14 protein-coding genes are annotated in these 18841 nt (G+C 66.2%); 7 read left to right on the top strand and 7 right to left on the bottom strand.

The genetic code is table 11. The features are described from left to right. The first annotated feature begins 7 nt into the window (after positions 1 to 7). From EDF56_RS22115 to EDF56_RS22130, 4 genes are all read left to right on the top strand, one after another. Positions 8 to 934 carry a LysR family transcriptional regulator gene (locus EDF56_RS22115; RefSeq protein WP_132391651.1) on the top strand — a complete coding sequence of 309 codons (927 nt, stop codon included), beginning with the start codon at positions 8 to 10 and terminating at the stop codon, positions 932 to 934. Positions 935 to 947: 13 nt separating this feature from the next. Beyond that, the gene (locus EDF56_RS22120) at positions 948 to 1694 is read left to right on the top strand and encodes an SDR family oxidoreductase (RefSeq protein ID WP_165912331.1); all 747 of its coding nucleotides are present in this window, start codon (positions 948 to 950) and stop codon (positions 1692 to 1694) included. 49 nt (positions 1695 to 1743) lie between these two features. Then, entirely contained in the window at positions 1744 to 2376 is a 633-nt protein-coding gene (locus EDF56_RS22125) for a TetR/AcrR family transcriptional regulator (protein WP_132391655.1), read from the top strand. Between the two features lie 160 nt (positions 2377 to 2536). Further along, entirely contained in the window at positions 2537 to 3073 is a 537-nt protein-coding gene (locus EDF56_RS22130) for a hypothetical protein (RefSeq protein WP_132391657.1), read from the top strand. 40 nt (positions 3074 to 3113) lie between these two features. On the opposite strand, the gene EDF56_RS22135 is transcribed toward EDF56_RS22130, so the two are convergent. Together EDF56_RS22135 and EDF56_RS22140 are read right to left on the bottom strand one after the other, a co-directional pair. Further along, positions 3114 to 4805 carry a peptidase M61 gene (locus tag EDF56_RS22135; RefSeq protein ID WP_132391659.1) on the bottom strand — a complete coding sequence of 564 codons (1692 nt, stop codon included), beginning with the start codon at positions 4803 to 4805 and terminating at the stop codon, positions 3114 to 3116. Positions 4806 to 4928: 123 nt separating this feature from the next. Further along, complete coding sequence (locus tag EDF56_RS22140) at positions 4929 to 5408, bottom strand: Lrp/AsnC family transcriptional regulator (protein WP_132391661.1); 480 nt, start codon at positions 5406 to 5408, stop codon at positions 4929 to 4931. A gap of 138 nt (positions 5409 to 5546) precedes the next feature. Here EDF56_RS22140 and EDF56_RS22145 point away from each other — a divergent pair, with 138 nt between their 5' ends. Further along, positions 5547 to 6512: an ornithine cyclodeaminase family protein gene (locus EDF56_RS22145; protein ID WP_132391663.1), complete on the top strand. Its 966-nt coding sequence runs from the start codon at positions 5547 to 5549 to the stop codon at positions 6510 to 6512. Further along, positions 6512 to 8596, top strand: a complete 2085-nt coding sequence (locus tag EDF56_RS22150; RefSeq protein WP_132391665.1) for an amidohydrolase family protein — start codon at positions 6512 to 6514, stop codon at positions 8594 to 8596. The genes EDF56_RS22145 and EDF56_RS22150 overlap by 1 nt, the downstream gene beginning before the upstream one ends. A 22-nt stretch (positions 8597 to 8618) precedes the next feature. Here EDF56_RS22150 and EDF56_RS22155 read toward each other — a convergent pair whose 3' ends face one another. The 5 genes from EDF56_RS22155 to EDF56_RS22175 form a co-directional block, all read right to left on the bottom strand. After that, complete coding sequence (locus EDF56_RS22155; protein ID WP_132391667.1) at positions 8619 to 9923, bottom strand: amino acid permease; 1305 nt, start codon at positions 9921 to 9923, stop codon at positions 8619 to 8621. Next, on the bottom strand, positions 9920 to 11422 hold the full coding sequence (locus EDF56_RS22160; protein ID WP_132391669.1) for a septum formation initiator: 1503 nt from the start codon (positions 11420 to 11422) through the stop codon (positions 9920 to 9922). Before EDF56_RS22160 ends, EDF56_RS22155 begins: the two co-directional genes overlap by 4 nt. A 53-nt stretch (positions 11423 to 11475) precedes the next feature. Further along, positions 11476 to 12642: a pyridoxal phosphate-dependent aminotransferase gene (locus EDF56_RS22165; protein ID WP_132391671.1), complete on the bottom strand. Its 1167-nt coding sequence runs from the start codon at positions 12640 to 12642 to the stop codon at positions 11476 to 11478. An 82-nt stretch (positions 12643 to 12724) separates the two neighbouring features. Next, positions 12725 to 15703, bottom strand: coding sequence for a TonB-dependent receptor (locus EDF56_RS22170; RefSeq protein ID WP_243652778.1), 2979 nt, complete (start codon positions 15701 to 15703; stop codon positions 12725 to 12727). A gap of 188 nt (positions 15704 to 15891) precedes the next feature. Next, complete coding sequence (locus EDF56_RS22175; protein WP_132391675.1) at positions 15892 to 17382, bottom strand: peptidase S10; 1491 nt, start codon at positions 17380 to 17382, stop codon at positions 15892 to 15894. A gap of 175 nt (positions 17383 to 17557) precedes the next feature. On the opposite strand from EDF56_RS22175, the gene EDF56_RS22180 reads away from it, so the two are divergent. Further along, positions 17558 to 18835, top strand: coding sequence for an aminotransferase class V-fold PLP-dependent enzyme (locus EDF56_RS22180; RefSeq protein WP_132391677.1), 1278 nt, complete (start codon positions 17558 to 17560; stop codon positions 18833 to 18835). Positions 18836 to 18841 lie beyond the last annotated feature (6 nt).

Here is an 18841-nt window from a genome sequence, read left to right on the forward strand (position 1 = left end):
CGCGTTCATGGACACCGCACACCTCAAGGCCTTCCTCAAGATCGCCGACAGCGCATCGATCAGCCGCGCCGCGGAATCGCTGGGCATTGCGCAGCCCTCGCTCAGCCAGCAGCTTCTGCGGCTGGAGGACGAGATCGGCTTTTCGCTGTTCGAGCGCACCGCGCGCGGAGTGACGCTGACCGAGGCGGGTCATGTCTTTCGCGAACGGGCACGCCAGATCCTCCATGCGACAGAGCAGGCTGTTGCCGATGCCCGCCACTTGCGCGCCGATGCGCGCGGGCAGGTGGTCCTGGCGATGCCGCCTTCGCTGATGCGCGTGGTGGGTGCGCGCCTCGTTGAGGAACTGGCGCGACAGGCGCCCTCGGTTCGGCTGCGGCTGGTGGAGGCCTATTCCGGCGCGGCGCGCGGCTGGCTGGAAACGGAGAAGATCGACCTTGGCGTTCTGTATGAGGTCCATCCGCTGCGCCACCTCGCCACCCGCACTTTGGCGAGCGAGGAACTGGTTCTGGCGGGGCCATCCGGCCGCTTTGCTGCAGATGCGAAAGTCGAAATTGCTGCACTGGCCGCCGAGCCACTGGTACTGCCCGGGCCGCAGCATGGCTTGCGGCAATTGCTCGATCGCGACGCGGCGCGGCTGGGTCTGACATTGCAGATCGCGCATGAGATCGACTCTCTCGATACGACGATCTCGCTGGTGGAGCACGCGGCGGCGCTGACCGTGCTGCCGCTTTGTGCTGCGGCGGGCGCGAGAGAGAAGGGCTGGATCAGCACCGCGTCCATCGGCGATCCGCCCTTGCGCAGGACGCTGACGCTCGCCCGCAACCCCTCGCATGTGCTCACCCATGCCTCGATCATGGTCGAGGGCTTGTTGTGCCGGGTGATGGCCGATTGCGCGTCGGCGGGGCTTTGGCGCGCCGACGCGAATGGCGAATGATAGGGAGTGAATGATGGGTGAGGGCGTTCTGGCCGGCAAAGTTGCGCTGGTCACGGGAGCGGGACGCGGCATCGGCCGCGCCATCGCGCTGCGGCTGGCACAGGACGGCGCACGGCTGGCTGTCCATTACAGCGGCAGCGAGCAGGGCGCGCTGGAGACTGCAAAGATGATCCGCGATGCTGGCGGCGAGGCCATGACCGTCCGCGCCGACATTGCACGGCGCGATGAAGTGCGGGCGCTGTTCGCGGCGATCGACGAGGGGTTCGGACGGCTCGACGTGGTGGTCAACAGCGCGGGCGTGAGCGGCGGCGGTTCGCTGGCCGATCTCGATGACGAACAGCTTGAATGGATGCTGGGCGTCAATCTGCGCGGGCCGCTCTACGTCGCCTCGGAAGCGGCGCGGCGGCTGGGCGAGGGGGGCCGGATCGTCAACCTCTCCTCCAGTCTCAGCGAGTTTCCGATGGCGGGATCGGGCGTCTATTCGGCCACCAAGGTCGCGATCAAGAGCTTGACCGAAAGCTGGGCAAAGGAACTGGGCCGCAAGGGCGTGACGGTGAACACCGTGATCCCCGGCGCCACAGCGCCGGGCATGATGGACAAGGCGCCCGAGGCCACCCGCGCGTTCTTCGAAAACGCCTCGCCCTTCGGCCGGATCGGCACGGCGGGCGAGATCGCAGATGTGGTGGCGTTCCTTGCCAGCCCGCAGGCAAGCTGGGTTTCGGGGGCGCATATCATGGCGAACGGGGCCGCGAACACCTGACGTGATTTAACAATTAGACGCTGTTAAATTGGCGCGGTATATCGCCGCCATGGGCAGAAGATCCGACCACACCCGCGACGAACTGGAAGCGCTGATCCTCGATGCGGCGCAGCAGTTGATGGAGGAAGTCGGCTTTGCTCGCTTCTCCGCGCGCGAGGTGGCCAAGCGCATCGGCTATTCGGTGGGCACGGTGATGCACGTCTTCGGCAGCGTCGATGCTCTGGTGCTGGAGATCAACACGCGCACGTTCATCCTCTGGGCGCAGTGGCTGGAGGAGCGTCTTGCAGAGGCGCGGGGAAGCGAGCGCATTCGCGCGCTGGTCGAAGGCTATTTCGATTTCGCCTCGCAGCGCAGTAATCTCTGGTCAGCCATCTACGAGCACCGCCTGCCCGAAACGATGGCCATGCCCGAGGATCTGGCGCGGCGTCGCAGCGGGCTGATGGCTATCGTCGAGCGCGAAGTCACCATTGTCCTGCCGGAAGCGCAACACGGAGAGGCGGCCCGCCTTTCGCGCTCGCTGGTGGCGACGGTCCACGGTCATTGCAGTTTTGCTCTGGGCGGCAGCTTCGCGTTGATGGGCGAGACCGAGCCGCTGGCCATGGCGATGGCGCGCGTTGTCGAAGTCCTGCGCGCACATGGCGCTGATCTCGACAGCGAGGATGCAGGCGGTCCAGCAGCCTGAATTTCATTCGGATCCGAAGTTCCAGAAGTGGTGATTGCCACCCATGTCACTTTACCAGAGGCTTTGGGTAAAGTGACACAGATGGAAAAAGTGGCGGAAATTCGCGCTCTCATGCAGATTGTGGATTCCCACGGATTCGCACTTGTGCTTGATTCGTTCCATGTTGGAACTCCCGCTCAGCAGCCCGCCCGCCCCTGAACGCGGGCTCGACATGCCGGGGATCATGCGCACGATCTCCGTTCATTCGGCGCGGCCGCGCTATACGTTCATGGTGCTGGACCTCATCGCCCGCGTCGCCGGCCGGGGCGGTGCGGCGGGGCCGATGGTGCGCGACGGCGAACAGCTCGTGCCGATCCGCGAATGGCTCTCAGCCGCCATCGCGCCGAGTGCCGCGCGCCACCACTACCGCAAGGCGACCGTCGAGGCGGTGCGCCGCGACATGGCCGAGCGCGGCCTGCTGCCCCCGGATGCGGCGCAGGCACAGCAACTCGTCGACATGGAAGTGGCCGACCGCGTGCGCATCTCGGGCATGACCTCGGTCAGCCGCGCGGTCTCCGAACTTGTGAAGGCCGGCCTCGTGACCCGCCACTATCAGGGCTTCCGCGTCGACCATCACAATCGCGGCGCCCAGCGCCACGCCGTCTATACGGTCCCGGCGCAGGTGCTTGCCGCGCTGGCGCGCGGACAGGTGGCCTGAGATTGCCGGCGGCCGTCTATCGTTCGGCCGGTCCGGCTGGCTAGGTCCGCGCTTGCCATTGATAAGCCGGGACCGTTTCGCCGCGCGGACGGTAGGTCAGGCTGAAACGACGGCCTTCGCGTTCGACCTGAAGGGTAAGGGTGGCATCCTGTTTCCCCTGAAGGGCGTCCTGCGGAAAGCGGTTGAGGATCCGGTCGCCGTTTTGCAGGCCCGCCAGTGCGGCGGCGGAGCCGGGTTCAAGGCCTTTGACCACGCGGTCGGGTGACACCAGCACGAGTGGATCGAAACCAAGGTCGAACCGCTGCAGCGGCTTGACCACACGCTCGAAGCCCGGCCCGAAGGCATCGGACGGGGGGAGCACGGTTTCGCCTGCGAGCATGCGGTCGAAATCGGCCAGTCCTTGCGCGCCCAGTTCCTCGCCCAGAAGCCGCTTCCAGAGCGCAAGGTCCATCGGCTTTCCGGCGCGCCGCTCGGCGAGCATCTTGCGCACCACATCGTCGAGCGAGCGCTTCCCTTGCGAGGCATGGCGGATATCGGCGTCGACCTTGGCGAAATAGAGCGAGCCCCGGTCATAGGGCAGCACGCGGATGCGCGTGTCCTTCCAGAACCCGTCTGCGATCCGGTCGTTGGGCATGGCGATCAGCGCATTCGTGTAATAGCGCGCGGCGGTCGAATTGAGGTCGTCCAGGAAAGCCTGCTGCGAGATCAGCCCGGCGCGCCAGGGCAGCATGCGCTGGTAGTGAACGGCAAGCCCTTCGCCGAACCACGAGAGATTGAGCCCGCCCGGAGCATCCATCGAGCCGCTCAGCGAATTGATCCAGGCATGGACCATCTCGTGCGCGAGCAGGCTCTGGAGATCGGTGATCGGGGTCGTATCGCTGAACGTGAAGGCGAAACTGTCGGTCAGCCCGATACCGCTGCCGGGATTGAGCCTGTTGGTCCGGGCAAAGACGCCGAAGCTGGCAGGGCGCTGGTCGAAGAAGGTCCCGTAGAAGCCCTGAAGCCGCGCAGCCCAGCTCATCAACTCGGGTGCCTCGAAGCCGAAGCGGCCTTGCCAGGCGCCGAAGAAAGCGCCCTTGGAATAAGAGCCGATCTGTCCAGCCATGTAATAAGTGTCGGCCAGTTCGGCGGGTCGCAAGGGATGGCTGCTCACGGCATCGCCGGCGCCCAGACTGGAGATTCCGCGCGCAGCGGCACCGGCGTGCGAAAGGTCCCAATGCACCGAGACATTGCGGAGCCTGTCGTCGGCGGGAAGCACGAGGAAGGCCTTGCCCGATCCCGAGAGTCCGCCGTCCGCCGCGCGCAGCTCGTACTGCGGCTTGGCGAGTTCGGGCTGATGCGGGTCAATGGCAACGCGATAGGCAAGCGTGACGGGCCCTTCCACGGGACGCTGCGGCGTCCATTTGCGATCGACATTGTCGCCGTCCTGCCGCGCGTCGTTGACGGCAACCGGGATCACGCCTTTTGCGTCGGTGAAGACAAGCCCTTCCATGGTTGCGGCCGAGGTCTCGACCGTATTGGCCGTCAAGGCGATGGCGGCCAGCGCGCCGTCGTGCAGGGGATTCTCGAAGCGGATGACGACATTCATCCGCGTCAGCGCGCCGCTCGGATCGGCGAGCGGGGCCAGCGTAACGGTCAGATCGGGCGTTTCAGGCGTGGATGCGGCGGCCAGCGGTGTGGAGGCCAGCAGGGCGGCGCCAAGGGCGATGCGAAACGAACGAGGGCGTGTCATGGTTCAAGGCTAACAGTCTGCGCCGGTGGGATTTGTGCAAAGGTCGCAGGTCGTGCGCATCCGCGTGCATGAATTATGCACCCGAAACACTTTTGCCGGGCCTCACCGGGGGGAGTTCTACGATCAGGTGGGGGCCGAGGGCAGCGGCAGCCGGTGTGTCCACTTGAGTTCGGAAAGCGTTGCCGTGGAGCGCACATCCTCAACTCCGGGAAGGCGCAGCAGGGTCCGGAATGTGAAGTTCTGGTACCAGGCAATGTTCGGAGCCAGCACTTTGAGCATCACGTCCATCTCGCCGAACAGCGTATAGGCTTCCAGGATCTCCGGCGTGGCGTTGACCGCGCTGATGAAGCGTTCGCGTTCGGTGTCGGACAGGCGCGACATCTTGAGCTGCGCGAAAATGAACATGCTCTCGCCGAACTTTTCGCGATCGAGGATGGCCACGGTCTCCCGCACATAGCCATCTTCCTTGAGCCGCTGGATCCGCCGCCAGCATGGCGACTGCGAGAGCCCCACGCGCTCGGCGATCTCGTTCGAGGATTCAGTGGCGTCTATCTGCAGGCGATCGAGGATCTTGAGATCGAGCCGGTCGAGTTCGGCAGGCAAATTTATGCTCCCTGACGTGTTCTGTTGGTTTGATCATGCCATGATCTGTCATCCTGACGCAACAAAGCGTGAGAAATTTCCAAAGGCCGCGCTAAGGTTCATGCTGAACGCATGAGGTATCGGGGGCGGGGCGATAAGATGAAACGGAGCGAACTGGCAGTCTTCGATGCCGAAGACGTGCGGGCCTTGCTGGACTATCCGTCCTGCATCGCGGTCGTGCGCGAGGCCATGAAGGCGCTCTCGCGCGGAGAGACGCGGCAACTGCTGCGCACGATGATTCACATGGGCGAAGGCCGGACATTCGCGCAGATGCCCGGCGCGCTATCCGACAGCGGCATGTTCGGCGCCAAGATGATCAGCGTCTTCGCCGAAGCTGGCCAGCCCGGCGTGCGCCGCCATCGCGGGCTCGTGACGATGTTCGAACCGTCGGAAGGGCGGCCGGTCTGCGTCGCCGATGCCGAAGAGATCACGCATATCCGCACGGCTGCCGCCACGGCCGTCGCCACCGACGCGCTGGCGCGCGCGGATTCCCGGATCCTTCTGCTGGTGGGCATCGGCGCGCAGGTTCATTCGCACCTGGAAGCTCTGCCTTTGGTGCGGGACTTCGACCGCATCCTGATCTGGGGGCGCGACCTCTCACGGGCGCAAGCCGTGGTCGACCGCTGGAGCGGCCGGCTGCCGGTCGAAGTGGGCGCCGACCTTGAAGCGGCGGCGGGCGCGGCGGACGTGATCTGCACGCTGACCGGCGCGCGCGAGCCGATCCTGTTCGGCAAGTGGGTCAGGCCCGGAACCCACATCAATATCGTCGGATCGAGCGGCCCGGGGCCGGTCGAGATCGACGGCGAACTCGTCGCCACCAGCCGCTATATTGCCGACAGCCGCGCCTCCGCGCTCGATGCGGCGGCCGAGTTCCTCAACGCCAGATCGGCGGGACTGGTCACCGACGCGCACATCGTCGCCGAGATCGGCGAGGTGCTGCTGGGCCGCGTCGCCGGCCGCGAGAACGGCGAACAGATCACGCTCTACAAGTCGCTCGGCCATGCGGTGCAGGATCTTGCCGCCGCCGCCCACATCTACGCCAAGCACCAATCCGGGAACGCCTGATGCCTTCGAAAAATGCCGCCGCGCTGCGCTGGCTCGCCTGCTCCACGCTCGCCCTTTCCGCCGCCGCCCTCCATGCCGAAAGCGAGCGCTTCGCCGTGATCGACAATGGCGAGAACGTCGGCCACGTCTATGCCGAGATCGACGGCAACCACGTCACGATCGACCACGACGTCAAGAGCAACGGTCGCGGACCGACCATGCACGAGGACATCGTGCTGGGGGCCGGAGGCGTGCCCGTCAATTGGACGCTGACCGGCACGTCGACTTTCGGCAATGCCGTCGACGAGCGTTTCACGGCCAAAGGCGGGGCACTGTCCTGGGCCGACACGACGGGCAAGGGGGCTCTGAAAGCGAAGACATCCACGCTCTATGTCGCGCAGGAAGGCAGTCCGTTCTCGCTCGGTATCTATGCGCGCGCATTGCTGGCCGATGCCCACCATGCGCTTCCCGCCGCGCCCGGCGGCGCGCTCTCGCTTGAGGAGGAAGCGCCGGTCACGCTGGGCGGCACCGCCTACAAGGCCTATCTCGTCAAGGGTATCGGGCTGACGCCAAGCGCGATCCTGCTCGACGATGCGGGCCGCCTCGTCGCCGCCTATTCGCCGACGAACGCCACGCTGCGCGAGGATCTGGCGACGTATGCGGGCGAACTGGGCCGCATCGCCGCAACCCGTTCGGCCGAGCGCTTCGCGGCGATCCAGAAGAAAGTCGCGCACAGCTACGACGCGCCGATCCGCATCCGCGATGTCCGCGTATTCGATCCCGCAAGCGGCAAGCTTGGCGATCCGGTTTCCGTGGTGGTCTTCGGCGATCGGATCGCCGCGATCGAACCGCTTGGCAGCCCGGCCTCGCCCGGCGAAGTGACTGTGGAGGGTGCCGGCCGGGTGGTGATTCCCGGCCTCCACGACATGCACGCGCACGTTTCGCTGCAATCCGCGCTGCTCTACATCGCCTCTGGCGTGACCAGCGTGCGCGACATGGGCAACGACAACGCGTTCCTGATCGACCTCACGCGCCGTATCGAGCAGGGTGAGGTTGCCGGCCCGCGCATCGTGCGCAACGGGTTCCTCGAAGGGCGCAGCCCCTATTCCTCGCGCAACGGGTTCATCGTCGACAGCGAGGCAGAGGCGCTGGACGCGGTGCGCTGGTACGGCGCGCGCGGCTACTGGCAGGTGAAGATCTACAACAGCTTCCATCCCGAATGGGTGCCTGCCGTCGCCGCCGAGGCGAAGCGGCTCGGCATGGGCGTCACCGGACATATCCCGGCTTTCACCAATGCCGATGCGATGATCGCGGCGGGCTACGATGAAGTCACCCATATCAACCAGCTGATGCTGGGATGGGTCCTCGATCCCAAGGAGGATACGCGCACGCCGCTGCGGCTTACCGCCATGCGCCGCACTGCCGGGCTGGACCTGAACTCGCCGCGCGTCACCGCGACGCTCGATACCATGCAGGCCAAGCACATCGCGCTTGATCCCACGGCGGTCACGCTCGAACTGCTGATGCTGAGCCGCAATGGCACGATCAGCCCGGCGGTGGCGGGCTATTTCGATCACTTGCCGGTGGGCGTCCAGCGCAACCGCCGACAGGGCATTGCGCCGATTGCCTCCCCCGCCGATGCGGCAGCCTATGATGGGTCGTTCGTGACCATCAAGGCGCTGCTGCGCGATATGTACGGCCGGGGGATCACACTGCTGCCCGGGACCGACGACCAGACCGGGCTCTCGCTCCACCGTGAATTGCAGATCTATGCCGAGGCGGGCATCCCGACCGCCGATGTGCTGCGCATCGGCACGCTCGGCCCCGAGCGCTACATGCACCGCGATCAATCCTACGGCTCGGTCGAGAAGGGCAAGTACGCCGACTTCGTGCTGCTGGACGGCAACCCGCTGGAGGACATGTCGGCGCTGCACCGCATGGCCATGGTGGTGAAGGGCGGGACGGTCTATTTCCCGTCGGAGATCTGGAGCGAAGTGGGCGTGAAGCCCTTCGCCGCCGCGCCGAAAATCAGCGTGCCGCCGTCAGCGCCCAAGCAGGCGGCGCTGACCAATGGCGACGATGTGCACGAGGACTTCGCGTTCTGATCGGGAGAAATGGGTAGGGAAGTCAGGCTTCCCTGCCGTTCCTCCTGGCGAAGTACCAGACCGCGCCCAGCACGCCCCAGATCAAGAGCAGGACGTAGGGTCGCCAGTCGGTCTCAAGCCCGACGAAGATCAGCCCCATCGCGCAGAGAGTTCCAGTGCCGCCAAGCATCATCATCTGACGGCGCGCGGGGCGGAAGCTGGCGCTGGCGTGAAGGTCCGGCCGGTCGCGCGCCACGCGCAGGGCGCAGAAGCAGATGCTCGCATATTTGGCGAGATTGGGAATGTTCACGGCGAGAAACAGGAACGTCAGTTCCATCGGCATGAACAGGCCCATGCAGCCGATCGCGAAGACCGCCAGCAGCGCCATGTGCGGCACGTGCCAGCGCGGATGAACCTGCGAAAGCACGCGCGGCAGCACGCCCGCCTCGGCCATGGCAAAGAGGCTGCGGCTGAACATCGTGAAGATCGAATTGAGGCTGGTGCCAATGGCGACGATGGCCGCCAGAACGATCACCGGAACGGCAAGCGGGCCCATGAAAGCCTGTGCCGTCTCCAGGATCGGCGCCTTGCTTCCCGCCAGCGCTTCCGGCCCGAGCACGCCCAGCGCGACGAACGCTACGGCGGTGTAGAGCACTGTCGCCGAACCGATGGCAAGGGCAATGCCCAGCGGGATATTGCGGCGGCTTTCGGCGACTTCCGAACCGGCCTCGGTCGCGGCCTCGATCCCGAAGAACAGGCCCATCAGCAGCGGCGCGGCGGCGATTGCGCCGTGGATGCCGTGCGGCAGGAACGGTTCGAGGCGAGCCGGTTCGGCCGCGCCGAACCCGCCCCAGATCGCGAAGAGGCCGAACAGCACGATAAGCGCGCCGATCATCAGCGTCTGCGCCCGCGCGGCGACGTGAACGCCGAAGATATTGGCCAGCAGCGCAAGCACGAGCACCGCGAACATCGTGGGCTTTACCGGAAGCGGCACGAGCAGCGAGACATAGCGCACGAGCACCAGTGCCAGGACGACCATCGCACCCATGTTGGCGATGATCCGCATCCAGGCGATGAAGAAGCCGAGCGTCGGGCTGAGATAGCGCGATGGCCAGACGAAACTCGCGCCCGAAACCGGATCGGCCGAGCCGAGATAGGCATAGCTCACGGCGATGAGATACATCGGCAGCGCGGCGATCAGCACCGAGAGCAGCATCCCCGGGCCCGCCAGCGCGGTCGCGGGCGAGACGGCGGAGAAGATCGACACGCCGACAGCGGTGCCGAGACCCATCGAGACGACCCCCCACAGGCCGATACCCTTGCGCAGGCTGCTGGTATGGTCACTCATGTGCAGGGATCCGCCTTGATGAACTGGACGAGGTCGGCCTGGAACCGCGCGCGGCTGGTATCGTCCGAATAGAAAACGTGGCCGCCTACGTAGCGCGCGTTGCGGTAGCGCGCCGTGGGCAGGCTGGACTGCGCAAAGAGATAGTCCGCCGCGCCGATCGTGGTGGTGGTGTCATAGAGGCCGGTGCCGACGAAGAAGCGAAGGCAGGTGTTCGCCTGCGCGTGCCGTTCCACCGTGGCCATGAAGGGCCAGTCCGCGAAAGGCGAATCCGCGCCGCCATAACGCCACTCGTCCTCGAAGCGGGCGAGCACCTTGTAGCTTGCGGCATCCGGCACTTTCAGCGTCGATGCCAGGTAGTCGGTCATCGCCTTGCCATAGATGTCCGAGATCGGCGACGAGGGATCGCCGGGCATCATCGTGGTCACGGTTGCGGGACGCTCAGCAAGGTAGCGCGCATCGTAGCGGCCCATGACCTTGCCTTCCCCGCGCAGCAGTTCGACGCGGAAGCGCTCCTTCGAAATGCGCAAGTCGTTGGCGAGGTAGAAGGCGGCGGGAATGCCGGTCAGTTCCTCCAGCCGCGCGGCAATGCGCGCGCGTTCCTCCTGCGGGAGGTCGCGGCCCCGATAGAGCGCGGGCAAGTAGATGTCGCGGGCGAAGCGGGCGGCCTCTGCCGTGACCGCCTCGGCGGTGCAGGGGGCCTTGAGCTTGCCATGGTAGCAGGCGATGGCCGCGAGCGTGGGCAGCGAGACCGCATAAGTCACCACGTTATCGGGCCGCTGCGACGTCTCGATCATGTTGAGCGCCTGCCCGAGCAGGACGACGCCGCGCACGTTGCCGCCAAGGCCCATCTCGTCCAGCGCGTCCAGCATGGCGACGGCGCGGATCGTGCCGTAGCTCTCGCCAAGGATGTAGACCGGGGCTTTCTGGCGGCCATGGGCCGCGAGCCACTGGCGCACGAGGTCCGCGGCGGCGTGGGCATCGCCGGAGACGGTGCTGTACGGCGCGGCGGCCGCGCCCTTGGGGCGCTCGGAAAAGCCGGTGCCCGGCGGGTCGATGAAGACCACATCGGCAAGGCCGTAGAGCGCCGACGCCCCGGGGATGTTTCCGGTCGAGGTCTGGCCGGGCGCCGCCGGGTCCTGCGGAACATGGGCGAGCGCGGGGCCCAGCAGGCCCATTTGCAGATAGGCCGAAGATGCGCCGGGGCCGCCGTTGAACGCGAATATGACCGGACGTTCGTGCCCGGAGGCTTTCCGCGCGGAACTCTTGCGGGCGGGCGGCTGCGAATAGGACAGGAACCCGGCGGTGGCGGGCGTGGTGTCCGCGCCGGCTGAGACAGGGACAGTTCCCAGCTCGACGCGGACATGCTGGCCCAGACCAGGGGGACTGATCTCGGCAGCAATCTTCAATGCGATGGGAACCTGTCCCGGCGCCGGCTCCTGAGCCAGTACCGGAACAGGTCCCTGCAATGCCCCCAGCAGCGCGATCGCGGCGAATTTCATCGCTCGTCCTTGCGCTCTTTCGGTGCGACCCGAGGGCTTCGGCGAAGTGGGCATCATCGTGTGTCCGTATTTCGGTGGGTTTCGCGGTAGGTCAGCAGGCTGTCGGTCAGCGCCTGAAGCCCGTAATCCAGCCGCGATGGCTCCATTGCGAAGCCGAGCCGGATATGGCCGGGCGCGCCGAAGTAGTCGCCCGGCGCCACCAGTACCCCGCAGCGATCGGAAAGCCAGCCCGAGAAGTGCAGCGTGTCCCGGATGCCCACAAGGCGGGGAAACGCGATGCAGCCGTGCTCGGGCAGGTCGCCCTCGGCAAGGCCCTGCGCGCGCCAGTGATCGTGGTAGGATTCGATGATCGGCCGCGCCCGGCCAAGCACGGAAAAGGTGTTCTCGCGGAACCGCGCCGGGTTTTCGACGACCAGCGCGGCGATCCCGTGCGCCAGGTTGGAAATGGCGAATTCGACTTCGCGCGCCATGTCGCGGATCGGGCCGAGCGTGGCCTCGTCGCCGACGATCCAGCCGCAGCGCAGGGTGGAAAGACCGTAGAGCTTGGTCACGCTGCTGATGGACAGGAAATGCGGAGAAATTCCGCGCGAGGCGGCCGGACGTGCGGCCTCGCCCGCATAGCCGCCGTAGACTTCGTCGAATACGAACGTGACGCCGCGCCGGTTGGCAATTTCAGCCAGGGCGCGGAAGGTCTCGTCATCGAGCGCCATGCCCGAGGGATTGTGCAGGTTGCTGAGCACGACGAGACGGGTCTTCGGCCCAATCGCCGCCTCAAGTTCGACGGGATCGATCTGGAACCGCGCGCCGCGCCGTTCGAAGCGGTCCACGCCATTGCCGGTGGCATGGGCGAGATTGGCGAACAGATCGAAGCCCGGGTTTTCGATCAGGATGCGTTCGCCCGGCGCCAGCAGTGCGCGGTAGACCAGCGACAAGGCGCCCGTCGCCCCGGTGGTCGTCAGCACCTGGCCTTCGCCGACGCCGTATTCCCGCGCGAGCGCGGCCACGAGGTAAGGGTTCCCGCGAACGAAGGTGCTTGTGTAGCGCGAGGTCACGCCCTTGCCGAAGCCTTCGAGCAGGACCTCGCGCAGCAGTTCGGTCGGTTCCGGCACCGAGCTTTCGAACAGGCCGACGAGCAGGTCGCGCGACGAACTGTTCCTGAGGATCGAGCGCCTGACCCAATCGGCGTAAGAAGTCGTGGTCAGGGGGGGGCTTTCGGCCATGGGTCTGTAATCTACCGGAAAGTTCGGAAGGAACGTGAAGAGCTGCGGCGGTGGCGACCAAACGTCACCGCCGCAGCCTCGATCACATCTTGACCTTGGCGCCGATCCAGAAGCGGCGGCCGAGGATGTCGCCGTAGGCGATCTGCGGGTAGGAGGGGCCTTCGTCGGTGAAGTTGTCGATACCGGCGCGCAGCGAGAAGCCGCCGAGGTCGACTTGCGCCGAGATCGAGTGGGTCAGGTTGCTGTCGAGGATCGGATTGGGATTGTTCTCGATCGTCGCGTCGTATGCGGCCTTGGTCTTGTCGAGATAATAGGCCTGATAGCTCACCCGCACCTTGCCCCGGCTCCAGTCGAGGTTGAGACGGCCTTCCCAGGTCGGCTTCTCGTACGTGTTGTCGGTGCGCGTGAAGGTCTCGCCGGTGACCGAGGTGGTGAGCAGCGAATTGTGCGTTGCGCTCACGCCGAGGTGGAACGTGCCGATGTCACCCGGCGCGAAGGTGTAGTCGAGCGCGTAGACTTCGCCGCGATACTTGACGACGCCCGCATTGAAGGTGGTGGTCGTGCCGGTGACGATGGTGCCGCCCGGGCTCACGCCGTCCGATGCCGCAAGGCGCGTGAAGGCGCTGCAGACGGTCGGATCGGGGGTCGTGTTGTCGTAGCAGGCGGAGGTGAAGTCCTCCGTGGTGAAGGCCGAGAGGCCGTCCTTGAGATCGATCTCGATGCGGTCGGCGCTGATCGTCAGGCCCGGCACGAAGGCGGGCTGGAGAACGACCCCGTAAGTGAACGTATCCGAGATCTCGTTGCGCAAGTTCGGATTGCCGCCAGTGGTGATCGTGGCGCGCTCGAAGTTCTCGGACGGGTCCTGGAAGGCGGCGAGGCGCTCGGCCGCGCTCTTCCCGGCGTTGGTGCCGTCGGCTTCTACGCCGTAGTTCGGGTTGGCCTGGAATGCGGCCAGGCAGTTGGCCTGGCGGACCGACGGGTTGGACCCGCTGCTGATACGGTCGGCATCGCAAGGGTCGAACCCGACCGAGCCCAGCGCGGTTGTCGAGGGCGCGAACAGCATGGCCAGCGTCGGCGCGCGGAAATTGCGGCTGCGCGATACGCGCAGCGTGATCCCGTCAACCGGCTGCCAGCGCAGGCCGAGGTCCCAGACCTGTTCCTTGCCCGCAATCGAATTATCGACGAGACGCCCGGCCGCGCTTGCCTCCAGCAGGCGCACGATCGGCACGTTCATGGCCTGATCGACCAGCGGAATCAGCAGTTCGCCCGAAAGCTCGTCGGTGTTGTAACCGGCCTTCTGCGCCACTTCCATGGTGCCGCCTTCGAACAGGCCGAGCTGGTTCGCTTCGAGCGGGGTGTAGGAAACCTGCTCGTCGCGGTGTTCGTAGGCGAGGCTGAACTTGACCGTTCCGCCCGGCAGGCGAACCACGTCGCCGCCGATGGTGGCGAGCAGATCGGTCTGTTCGTTGGTGTAGTCCTGGCCGGTGCGCACGCTCACGTAATTGCGCGCTGCGGACGAGACATTGCCGTTGCCGAAGGGATTGATCGGCGCGCAGGCGGGATCGTCGTTGGTGGTGTCGGCGTCGGCATTGATGCCGCAGACGATCTTGCCGCCGGACAGCACCGAGTCGATGGCATTGGCGTATTTCGTGTTGTCGACGTTCCAGCCGCGCGTCTTGCCGTTGACGCGGGCGTAGCTGCCCGAGACGCTCCAGTAGAAATTGCGCTCACCGGCCGAGAAGTCGCCGTCGAGAGCAAGCAGGGCGCGATAGGTGTCCGTCTTGTAGGTCTGCGTGTTGTCGGGCGTGAGGTCGTTGAAGTACTTCGAGAGGAACAGCGGCGCGCCTGCGGCGAACGCCGGACGCGCGGCCGAAAGTGCGGCCTTGGCCTGGTCCGTCAGGTAGGGATTGTCGATCGTGAAGATCACCGGACCGGCGTAAGTGCCGTAGTTCAGGATCGTGCGGCTCTGGCCCTGCGGGATCTCGGTGCCTTCGGTGCGCGCATAGAGCAATTCGGTGCGCAGCTTGATCGCATCGGTCACGTCATAGTGGGCGATAAGGTTGCCGGTGAACCGCTCGACCCCGGTGCGCAGGCCCGCAAGGTCGCGGTAGGCATAGCCGTCGCCACCGCTTGAGAACGGAATGCCGACCTGGGTGCCCGGGTTGTAGGGAACCACGTTGCCGCTGGAATCGAATTGCAGCGGCGTGCCGTTCGACTGGGTGAGAAAGCGCGTGAACGGCGCGGGCGTGTTGAACAGCACGCCGTTGGAATTGAACTCCCAGAAGTGCGCGTCGAACAGTTCCTTGACCGACGGAATGCCGTCGCTCGGGCCCGTATCGTCGGGATTGCTGACGGTCAGACGGCCGAGCGCGGAAAGTGGCCGGGCCGAGAACATCAGCGTCGGCGATTTCGCATAGCTGACGTCGATCGCCACGTTGCCGCGGCCACCGGCGAAGTTGGTGCCGGCCGTGCCGCGCAGGCTGTAGGTATGGAAGTCGCCGCGCGAGGAAATGCCGTTCTGGCCGTCGAGTTCGATGCCTTCGAACTTGTCCTTCAGCACGTAGTTGACCACGCCGGCGATGGCGTCGGAGCCGTAGACGGCCGCGCCGCCACCCTGGACCACTTCGACCCGGTCGAGCAGGCCCAGCGGGATGATGTTGGCGTCAACTTGCGCGTCGCCGAGCCCCGAAGAACTGGTCACCATGCGGCGGCCGTTGACCAGCGTCAGCGTACGTCCGGCGCCAAGGCCGAAGAGGTTGGGGAACTGCTGTCCCGAGCCGCTGCCGTTGCCGCTGCCGTCGGCCTGATTGAGCATGGGGCTGTTCGAAGTAAGCTGGTTCAGCGCCTGCGCGGCGCTGGTGAAGCCGCGATCGGTGATCGTCTGGGCATCCACCACGTCGAGAGGTGCGCTCTCGGCGGCACGGTCGCGGCGGATGCGCGAGCCGGTGACGACGATGTCGTGCGCGGGTTCCTCGCTGGCCGAAGCCGCCGTGTCCTGCGCGTATGCTGGCGTGGCGGCGAAGATCGCGACGAAGGCGGTGGAAACCATGAGGCCTGCCAAGCCCCGGCTCCTGCCCATTCGCTGCTGCTGCTCCCTGTTTGTCATCGAACTACCCCTCATGTTCTGTCTGAATTTCACCTGTTGGCGACGACCCTAGCCCAAGGCGTGCGGCAGGTTTTTGCGAAGTGCATGCGCGGCGGGGGGCTCCACGCATTGAAATTATCGCGCCAATGGCGCGTGAGAAATTTTTAGTCCTGCTTTGCGCGCTTTTGTGGATTGGAAATGAACGCGGACAGGTCTTGCACAAATTGGCGGCTGGCGGCCGGGTCCTCGTACATCATGTGCCCGCCGGGATAGCAATGCGCGGCGATCCGCGCGGCCAGCGCAGGGGGAAAATCGCCCGCCGCCTGCCGGTTGGCGGCGCAGCCGTTGAGCGAATCGTAGAGCCCGGTCGCCACGAAGACCCGGCTCTCGGGCGCCTTTTCGAGCACGTGCTGCACCCACGGCTGCGAGGCGCTCGGCGGACCTTCGCCCGCCATGGCGCGCGCCAGCGATTCCTTCGTGATCGGGGACTGGTCGTATTGCCAATGCTCGCCCACCGGCAGCGCGGGCACGTCGATACCGGCGTACTGGCCGCCGGCATAGCCAAGCTGGCGGCGGTAGAAATCCAGGATGGCGGCGCTGCCCCGCTTCTCGTCCTCGGCGGCATCGGTGCGGCGCATGTCGAAGATGCCCAGCGTCTTGCCCTCACCGGCCAGGAGGCCGCGCCGGAAATCGCGCGGGGAAACCCAGAGTGTCATCGCGTCGATCCGGGCGGGGGCGAGGCCTGTGTAGCGCCCCAGATCCGCGACCACTTTCGCACGCGCAGCGTCGTCCAACGCTTCGGGATGGGCAAGGGCGGGGTACCAGACCCGGCGCGCCCAGTCCTCGGACGCGGCAAGAGCAGCGGCAGGATCGGCCGCAAGCGCGGCGTCGAGCTTGCCCAGCGCGAGCGCTGTGGCGGTCCGATTGGGCAGGGTTAGCGCCCGCATCAGAGCCCGGTCGCGCTCCTCGCCCATCGGAATGCCGCCCGAAATGAGCGCGATTCCGGCAACCGGCTGCCCCTGATCGATCAGCGCTTCCGCCACGCCTGAAGCGCGCCAGGTGCCGAAGCTCTCACCGACGAGAGAGACCGGCGAACCCTCCCGGTGCTGTGCCTTCAGAAAGGCGCGAATGAACCGGGCAGTGGCCGCGAAGTCGCCGGTGGTCGAGTAGAGCCGCTCGGCCGCCTTGTCGGATGCGGCGCGGCTGAAGCCGGTACCGGCAGGATCGACGAACACGAGATCGGCGACGGCGAGCGGGCTGTCCGGATTGTCGGAGAGCGCCTCGCCTTTGAGAGTCCGGGGCCCGAGTGCGTGGAATTGCAGCAGGCGCGAATCCGCGCCGGGGCCGCCGTTCCATACGAATGCGATCGGGCGCGGCGTCGTGCCCTGCGCGGCGGCAAGATAGGCGGTGTAGAACAGGTCCGCGGCCTTGGCGCCGGTCTCGTCGGCAATGGCGATCGTGCCCGCGCAGGCGCGGTAGGCGAAGGCGCCGCGTTCGGCCGAAAGACTACCCTGCGTGCCGCTCGCGCCCGCCGGGCAGGCGGGCGGGTTCGCCCCATGAGTGACAGCGCGCGTGTCAGCATGGGCCTGCGCAATATGCGGCGCGGCGATGGCGGCGAGCAGGGCGCCGAGAATTGAAAGCGGCTTGGCGGGCATGGACGGCCTTTCGGGATCGGACTGGCGCGGAGCAAGCTAGCGCAGCCGGCGCGGCAATTTTATGCACGAATGGGTGGTGCACCCGTTCGCCATGCACCGAGTTCCGGGGGCGCTATCTTGTCGCTCGGGTCAAATGCGCAATTCTTATGCGCAAGCCTTTGCCTAGGATGCGTAAATGATCCAGCGAACCGATTCGCCTCGAATGCCGATACTCTCGCGCCGGACCGTGCTTCGCGGATCGGCGCTCGTGCCTCTGGCGCCTGCCATGGCCGGGAGCGCGCTTGCCGCGCCTGCCGCTGGCGGTTCGCTGGCCCGGCCCGGCGATTTCGCGACCTTGAGCAAGGTCTACCTCGATTCCGGCACCATGCACCCGGTGCCGCTGCCCGCGAAGGCTTCGCTCGACGCCTATCTTCAGGCGCGCGCGGAAGGGCGTTCGTGGTCGAGCCACGATGTCGAGACCCGGATCAAGGCCGCCTTCGGCCGCCTCGTCAATGTCGCGCCCTCCGATCTCGCTTTCGTGCAGAGCACCACGGCCGGTGAGCAACTGGTGGTCGACGCGCTCGACCTTCCGGCCCGCAAGGGCAGTGTCGTCACAGACACATTGCACTTCTTCGGCTCCTTCTGGCTCTATGAACAACTGGGGAGGCAAGGCGTCGACGTGCGCTGGATCCGCCCGGTGGACGGGCGCATCGATCCCGCCGCCTATGAAAAGGCGATCGGTCCCGATACGCGGCTCGTCAGCCTTTCCGCGGTCTCTACCTACAACGGCTTCGAGCATGACCTGAAGCGCATCTGCGAGATTGCCCACGCGCGCGGGGCGATGGTCTATGCGGACATCATCCACGCTGCCGGCACGGTCCCGCTCGACCTGACTGCGAGCGGTGTCGATTTCGCCGCGACTGCCTCGTACAAGTGGCTGATGGGCGATTTCGGGCTCGGCTTCCTCTATGTCCGGCCCGACCGGCTCGCCGGGCTCAAGCGGCCGCAATACGGCTATTATCAGCTCGATGGCTTCACGCCGCATGTCTATCCTTTCGATACGCCGGGAGACACGATCGCGGACGTGACGCCGCGCGCCGATGCCGAGGGCATGTTCGCGATGGGCACGCATTCGCACGGCGTGATGGCGCAGCTCGACTGGTCGCTGGCGCGGCTGCTCGAACTGGGCGTCGACAACATCACGGCGCATCGCCAGCCGATGCTGCGGCGCCTGCACGAAGCGCTGCCCGCGAAAGGCTATACCGTGGTCACGCCCCCGGAATGCCGCAGCCCTCTGCTTACTTGCGTGTTGCCCGATGCCTACAAGCGCCTGTCCGAGCCGCTGGAAAAGGCCGGGATCGCCATCACGCTCAGCCGCAACCGTTTCCGGGTCTGCCCTTCGTGGTTCAACACGATGGATGACATCGAACGCCTGATCGATGCCCTCCCGGCCCAATCTCCCGCCGTTTCCTGACAGGAC

Origin of the sequence: Novosphingobium sp. PhB165 (genome assembly GCF_004341845.1) — a bacterium.
Lineage (GTDB): Bacteria > Pseudomonadota > Alphaproteobacteria > Sphingomonadales > Sphingomonadaceae > Novosphingobium.